The sequence below is a fragment of the Variovorax sp. GW458-11-26-14-LB1 genome, assembly GCF_059423965.1.
This window is the reverse complement of record NZ_JBWKYW010000038.1, coordinates 58627-65128: the sequence shown is the minus strand read 5'-3', so window position 1 is coordinate 65128 and position 6502 is coordinate 58627. Positions and strand designations below refer to the sequence as shown.

At 67.8% G+C, this 6502-nt stretch carries 7 protein-coding genes; 6 read left to right on the top strand and 1 reads right to left on the bottom strand.

Annotation, left to right across the window (positions count from 1 at the left end; translation table 11 throughout):
* Positions 1-94 precede the first annotated feature (94 nt).
* The gene (locus AC07YS_RS22595; protein WP_495269793.1) at positions 95-772 is read left to right on the top strand and encodes a phosphoglycolate phosphatase; all 678 of its coding nucleotides are present in this window, start codon (positions 95-97) and stop codon (positions 770-772) included.
* Positions 773-787: 15 nt separating this feature from the next.
* Here the strand turns inward: AC07YS_RS22595 and AC07YS_RS22590 are convergent, their stop codons facing one another.
* Complete coding sequence (locus AC07YS_RS22590) at positions 788-1393, bottom strand: chalcone isomerase family protein (RefSeq protein WP_095743420.1); 606 nt, start codon at positions 1391-1393, stop codon at positions 788-790.
* 334 nt (positions 1394-1727) lie between these two features.
* Between AC07YS_RS22590 and trpE the strand changes: the two genes are divergently transcribed.
* From trpE to trpD, 5 genes are all read left to right on the top strand, one after another.
* Positions 1728-3230, top strand: a complete 1503-nt coding sequence (gene trpE, locus AC07YS_RS22585; RefSeq protein WP_056584602.1) for an anthranilate synthase component I — start codon at positions 1728-1730, stop codon at positions 3228-3230.
* Entirely contained in the window at positions 3227-3619 is a 393-nt protein-coding gene (locus AC07YS_RS22580) for a GxxExxY protein (RefSeq protein WP_495269792.1), read from the top strand. The genes trpE and AC07YS_RS22580 overlap by 4 nt, the downstream gene beginning before the upstream one ends.
* Complete coding sequence (locus tag AC07YS_RS22575) at positions 3616-4200, top strand: aminodeoxychorismate/anthranilate synthase component II (protein WP_495269791.1); 585 nt, start codon at positions 3616-3618, stop codon at positions 4198-4200. Before AC07YS_RS22580 ends, AC07YS_RS22575 begins: the two co-directional genes overlap by 4 nt.
* A gap of 6 nt (positions 4201-4206) precedes the next feature.
* A complete protein-coding gene (gene ltaE, locus AC07YS_RS22570) occupies positions 4207-5265 on the top strand; it encodes a low-specificity L-threonine aldolase (protein WP_495269790.1) in 1059 nt (352 codons plus the stop codon).
* A gap of 197 nt (positions 5266-5462) precedes the next feature.
* Positions 5463-6485 (top strand): anthranilate phosphoribosyltransferase, encoded by a 1023-nt coding sequence (gene trpD / locus AC07YS_RS22565; protein ID WP_095950914.1) that lies wholly within the window; start codon positions 5463-5465, stop codon positions 6483-6485.
* Positions 6486-6502: the final 17 nt, after the last annotated feature.

Here is a 6502-nt window from a genome sequence, read left to right as displayed (position 1 = left end):
GTCGTGGGGGTCATGGGCGCCTATTTTGCGGCCGGGGGACAATGCGTGCCTCGCGCATCCACCACCCACTTCGCTCCCCGGGGAGCCGCCTGTTTTGGACACTCTTCGCACCGATCTCTCCCGCTTCGACGCCGCCATCGTCGACCTCGACGGCACCATGGTCGACACGCTCGGCGACTTTGCCGAGGCCCTGAACCGCATGCTGCGCGACCTCGAGCTGCCGCCGGTGACACCCGCCGCCATCGAGCGCATGGTGGGCAAGGGCTCGGAGCACCTGATCCTGTCGGCGCTGGCGCACGTGGGCGCGCCGGCCCCGGCGGCGCTGTTCGATCGCGCGTGGGAGCGCTACCAGCACCACTACCTCGAGATCAACGGCCGGTATTCGGCCGCCTACCCCGGCGTGGTCGAGGGCCTGAAGGCGCTGCGCGCGCGCGGGCTGCGGCTGGCCTGCCTCACGAACAAGCCGACCTCCTTCGCCAAGCCGCTGCTGGCCGCGAAGGGGCTCGACGGCTTCTTCGAGCAGGTGTTCGGCGGCGACGCCTTCGAGCGCAAGAAGCCCGACCCGCTGCCGCTGCTGAAGACCTGCGAGGCGCTGGGCACGGTGCCCGCGCGCACGCTGATGGTGGGCGACTCGAGCAACGACGCGCGTGCCGCGCGCGCCGCTGGCTGCCCCGTGGTGCTCGTGACCTACGGCTACAACCACGGCGAGCCGGTGCGCGGCGTGGATGCGGACGGGTTCGTGGATTCGCTGGCCGACCTCGCGGCGGCCTGACGGGCTCGCGCCGGTCTACTGCTTTCCGAGCAGCGCGTCCTTCAGCTTCCAGTCGGCCGGGTTCGGTCCCAGCCAGATGCGCATCAGCGCATTGAAGAACGCCACTTCCTTCACCGGGTCGGGCTGCGGCACGCCGCGCACCGTGATCAGCGTGCCCGTGCCGGGCACCCAGTCGATGGTGAAGGTGTCGCCGGCCTTGAGCTGCTTCTGGTCCGCGAACATCTGGCCCATGCGCAGCAGGCCGGGGATCAGATTGACCATTTCGCTCTTGGGCGAGTTGTCTTCCACGCCCTTGACGAAGAGCTTGCCGAGCTCGTTGGCGTCGATGTCGCGCAGCATGGTGATCGCCACGCGCTTGGGGCCCGGCACGGCCAGTGCCTCTTCGGTGGTCGAGGCCTTCTTGCCCAGGTACAGGCCGGCCGTGTAGACCTTGATGATGGTCTTGTAGCGGATGCCCGCGCCGTTGAGCACCAGCGGGGCGCCGCGCAGGTCCATCTGGTCGTCGAGCTTGACGCCCGCCACCTCGACCTGCGCCGCGAAGGCACTGCCGCAGAGCGCGGCCGAGAGGACAGCGAGCGCCGCGAGGCGGGAGAACACGGCCGGGAGCAGGGGTGCGAGCAAGTGAGTCTCCTTGAATTTGCGAACGGTCGTGCGAATGTATCTTTTCGTTTTATCCCGCAGGCTCCGGGGGAACCCTGAAGCCTGCGGTTGCACAAGGCCTGGTTTTCGTGGGCTAAACTCGGCGCTCCATGTTCGTTCATCACATCATTCAAACAGGTGAAGGCAGCCGGGGAGCCTGGCCCTGGCGTCGCCATACATCGCTGACTGTTTGATTGCGCGGCGCACGCCGTGCGCCCGCGGTTCCGAGCCGGCACGCATGCCGGCACCGGGCCACTCTCGTGAATGACCTTGCCACCGGCCAAAGGAGCGTCGGCAGGCAACTGGAGAACGATCCGTGATCACCGAACTTGAATTCAAGAGCCTCAGCGCCCAGGGCTACAACCGCATCCCGCTGATGGCCGAGGCCTTTGCCGACCTCGAAACCCCGCTTTCCCTCTACCTGAAACTCGCCCATTCGCAGGGCGGCGGCAAGCACAGCTTCCTGCTCGAATCGGTGGTGGGCGGCGAGCGCTTCGGGCGCTACAGCTTCATCGGCCTGCCGGCGCGCACCTTGCTGCGTGCCTCGGGCTTCGGCGACGAGGCCGTCACCGAAGTTGTGACCGACGGCCAGGTCGTCGAGACCGCCAAGGGCAACCCGCTGGACTTCGTGGCCGACTACCAGAAGCGCTTCAAGGTCGCGCTGCGGCCCGGCCTGCCGCGCTTCTGTGGCGGCCTGGCCGGCTACTTCGGCTACGACACCGTGCGCCACATCGAGCGCAAGCTCGAAAAGAGCTGCCCGCCCGACGCGCTGGGCTGCCCCGACATCCTGCTGCTGCAGTGCGAAGAACTCGCCGTCATCGACAACCTCTCGGGCAAGCTCTATCTCATCGTCTACGCCGACCCGAAGCAGCCCGAGGCCTACGCCGTGGGCAAGCGCCGCCTGCGCGAGCTCAAGGACAAGCTCAAGTACTCGGTGAGCGCGCCCGTTGTGAAGCCCACGCAGGCGCATCCGCCCGAGCGCAGCTTCGCCAAGGCCGACTACCTCGCGGCCGTGGAGCGCGCGAAAGAGATGATCGCCGCCGGCGACTTCATGCAGGTGCAGGTGGGCCAGCGCATCAGCAAGCGCTACACCGAGTCGCCGCTGTCGCTGTACCGCGCGCTGCGTTCGCTGAACCCGTCGCCCTACATGTACTACTACAACCTGGGCGACTTCCACGTGGTGGGCGCCTCGCCCGAGATCCTGGTGCGCCAGGAGAACACGGGCGACGGCGAGCAGAAGATCACCATCCGCCCGCTGGCCGGCACGCGCCCGCGCGGCGCGTCGATCGAGCTCGACAAGGCGGCCGAGGTGGAGCTCATCAACGACCCGAAGGAGCGCGCCGAGCACGTGATGCTGATCGACCTGGCGCGCAACGACATCGGCCGCATCGCCAAGACCGGCACCGTGAAGGTGACCGAGGCCTTCGCGGTGGAGCGCTATAGCCACGTGATGCACATCGTGAGCAACGTCGAAGGCACGCTGAAGGACGGCATGACCGCCATCGACGTGCTCAAGGCCACGTTCCCCGCCGGCACGCTGACCGGCGCGCCCAAGGTGCATGCGATGGAACTCATCGACCAGCTCGAGCCCACCAAGCGCGGCCTGTACGGCGGCGCCTGCGGCTACATCAGCTACGCGGGCGACATGGACGTGGCCATCGCGATCCGCACCGGCATCGTGAAGGACCAGATGCTGCACGTGCAGGCCGCGGCCGGCGTGGTGGCCGACTCGGTGCCCGAGCTGGAGTGGAAGGAAACAGAAGCCAAGGCGCGCGCACTCCTGCGTGCCGCCGAACTGGTCGAGGAAGGCCTGGAATGAGCAACGCACCGGACATCCAGAATGACTTCTCGCACGAGATCATCGGCGCCGCCGTCGAGGTGCAGCGCGTGCTCGGCACGGGGCTCGACGAAGGCGCCTACGCCGCGACACTGGCCATCGAACTCGCCGAGCGCGAGATCGGCTTCGCGCGCGACGTGGCGCTGTCGGCCAGCTACAAGGGCCGGTCGCTGGGCGAGGTGTACCGCGCGGGCTTCGTGATCGAGCAGTCGGTCATCGTCGAGCTGCGCGCCGTCGACGTGCTGACCGACCTGCACCGCGCGCAGGTGCTCGCTGCACTGCGCCTGTCGGGCCTCAAGCTGGGCCTCCTGATCAACTTCAACGTGTTCCCCGTCGTCAAGGGCGTGCACCGGATTGTGAGCAAGCCATGAAACTGCTGATGATCGACAACTACGATTCGTTCACCTACAACATCGTCCAGTACTTCGGCGAGCTGGGGGCGGACGTGCAGGTGCACCGCAACGACGAGATCACCCTCGAGCAGATCGGCACGCTGATCGCTTCGGGCGTGACGCGGCTGGTGGTGTCGCCGGGTCCATGTTCGCCGGCCGAGGCGGGCGTGTCGGTGGCGGCCATCGAGGCCTTCGCGGGCAAGCTGCCCATCCTGGGCGTGTGCCTGGGCCACCAGGCGATCGGCGCGGCCTTCGGCGGCAAGATCGTGCGCGCGCAGCAGCTCATGCACGGCAAGACCAGCGAGATCACGACCACGCAAGAGGGTGTGTTCGCGGGCCTGCCGCAGAAGTTCATCGTCAACCGCTACCACTCGCTCTCGATCGAGCGCGAGAGCTGCCCGAAAGAACTGGCTGTCACCGCCTGGACCGACGACGGCGAGATCATGGGTGTGCGGCATACCGGCTTTGCGCACGACGTGCGCATCGAAGGCGTGCAGTTCCATCCCGAATCGATCCTCACCGAGCACGGCCACGCCATGCTCAAGAACTTTCTGGACTGACCCACCATGACCGAACGCTCTCCCATCGTCGACCTGCGCAGCGACACCGTCACGCAGCCCACGCCCGCGATGCGCGAGGCCATGGCGGCTGCGCCGCTGGGCGATGACGTCTTCGGCACCGACCCGAGCGTCAATGCGCTGCAGGAGAAGATCGCCGCGCTGCTGGGCTTCGAGGCGGCGCTGTTCGTGCCCACCGGCACGCAGAGCAACCTGTGCGCGATCCTGTCGCACTGCGGCCGTGGCGACGAGTACATCGTCGGCCAGCAGGCGCATGCCTACCGCTGGGAAGGCGGCGGCGCCGCGGTATTCGGCAGCGTGCAGCCGCAGCCGCTGGACCACGCACCCGACGGCACGCTGCCGCTGGCGCAGATCGAGGCCGCCATCAAGCCCGACGACGCGCACTTCGCGCGCACGAAGCTGCTGGCGCTGGAGAACACGCTGGGCGGCAAGCTGCTGCCCTTCGACTACGTGCAGGCCGCGACCGACCTGGCGAAAAGCAAGGGGCTGCAGCGGCACCTGGATGGCGCGCGGCTCTTCAATGCCGCCACCGCACAGGCTGCGCTGAACAAGCGAACCGACATCCGCGCCGAAGCCCGCCGTATCGCGCAGTGCTTCGACAGCGTGTCGGTGTGCTTCAGCAAGGGCCTGGGCGCACCCATCGGCTCGACGCTGGTCGGTTCGCGCGAGTTCATCGCGCGCGCCCACCGCATCCGCAAGATGGCGGGCGGCGGCATGCGGCAGGCCGGCCTGCTGGCGGCCGCGGCCTCGCATGCGCTCGACCACCACATCGACCGTCTGGCCGACGACCATGCGCTGGCGCAGCGCCTCGCACAGGGGCTTGAGGGCATCGAAGGCCTGAAGGTCGAGGCGCCGGACACGAACATCGTGTTCGTCGATCTCACGGGGGCGGCGCAGGCGCGTTCTGCGGCGCTGCTCGCCAGCCTCAATGAGCAGGGCATCCTCGCGACCGGGCTATACCGCCTGCGCTTCGTGACGCACCTGGACGTCGATGCCGCGGGCGTCGACCGCGCCGTCGCGGCGATCCGCGGCTTCTTCAAGGCTTGAGAAGGTGTGAACGAACCCGCCATGTCCGCTCATCCCGCCCAGACACGCCCCCTCGGCGTTGCAAATGCTCGCCATAGCCCGAGCTATGGCTGCGCTTTGCGCCTTGAGGGGGCGCGCCTGGGCGGGCTGCTCGGCCACGCCGGATTCATTCACACCTTCTGAAGCCTGGCTACACGCACACACCGAGGAGACCCTTCATGATCACCCCCCAGGAAGCGCTGCAGCGCACCATCGAACACCGCGAAGTCTTCCACGACGAGATGCTGCACATCGTGCGGCTCATCATGAGCGGCGAGTGTTCGCCCGTGATGATGGCCGCGCTGATCACCGGCCTGCGCGTGAAGAAGGAAACCATCGGCGAGATCACCGCCGCCGCGCAGGTGATGCGCGAGGTGTCGACCAAGGTGCCCGTGGCCGACACCACGAACCTTGTGGACATCGTGGGCACCGGCGGCGACGGCTCGCACACCTTCAACATCTCGACCTGCTCGATGTTCGTCGCGGCCGCGGCCGGCGCCAAGGTGAGCAAGCATGGCGGGCGCAGCGTGTCGAGCAAGTCGGGCAGTGCCGACGTGCTGGAGTCGCTGGGCGTCAACATCAACCTCAAGCCCGAGCAGATCGCGCAGTGCATCGCGCAGGTCGGCATCGGCTTCATGTTCGCGCCGAACCACCATCCCGCGATGAAGAACGTCGCGCCGGTGCGCAAGGAACTCGGCATCAAGACGATCTTCAACATCCTCGGCCCGCTGACCAACCCGGCCGGCGCGCCGAACATCCTGATGGGCGTGTTCCACCCCGACCTCGTGGGCATCCAGGTGCGCGCGCTGCAGCGCCTCGGTGCCGAGCATGCGGTGGTGGTCTACGGCCGCGACGGCATGGACGAGATCTCGCTGGGCGCGGCCACCATGATCGGCGAGCTCAAGGACGGCGAGATACGCGAGTACGAGCTGCACCCCGAAGACTTCGGCTTCCAGATGGCGAGCAACCGTTCGCTGCGCGTCGAGACGCCCGAGCAATCGAAGGCCATGCTGATCGGCGTGCTGGACAACCAGGCCGGCCCGGCGCTGGACATCGTGCTCCTCAACGCGGGCGCGGCGCTGTATGCGGCCAACGTGGTCGACTCGGTGCCGGCGGGCGTGGAGCGCTCGCGCCAGGCCATCGCGTCCGGTGCGGCCAGGGCCAAGCTCGACGAGCTGGTCAAGGCCTCCACCTCCTTCTGAGAATCAGGCCGTCGTGC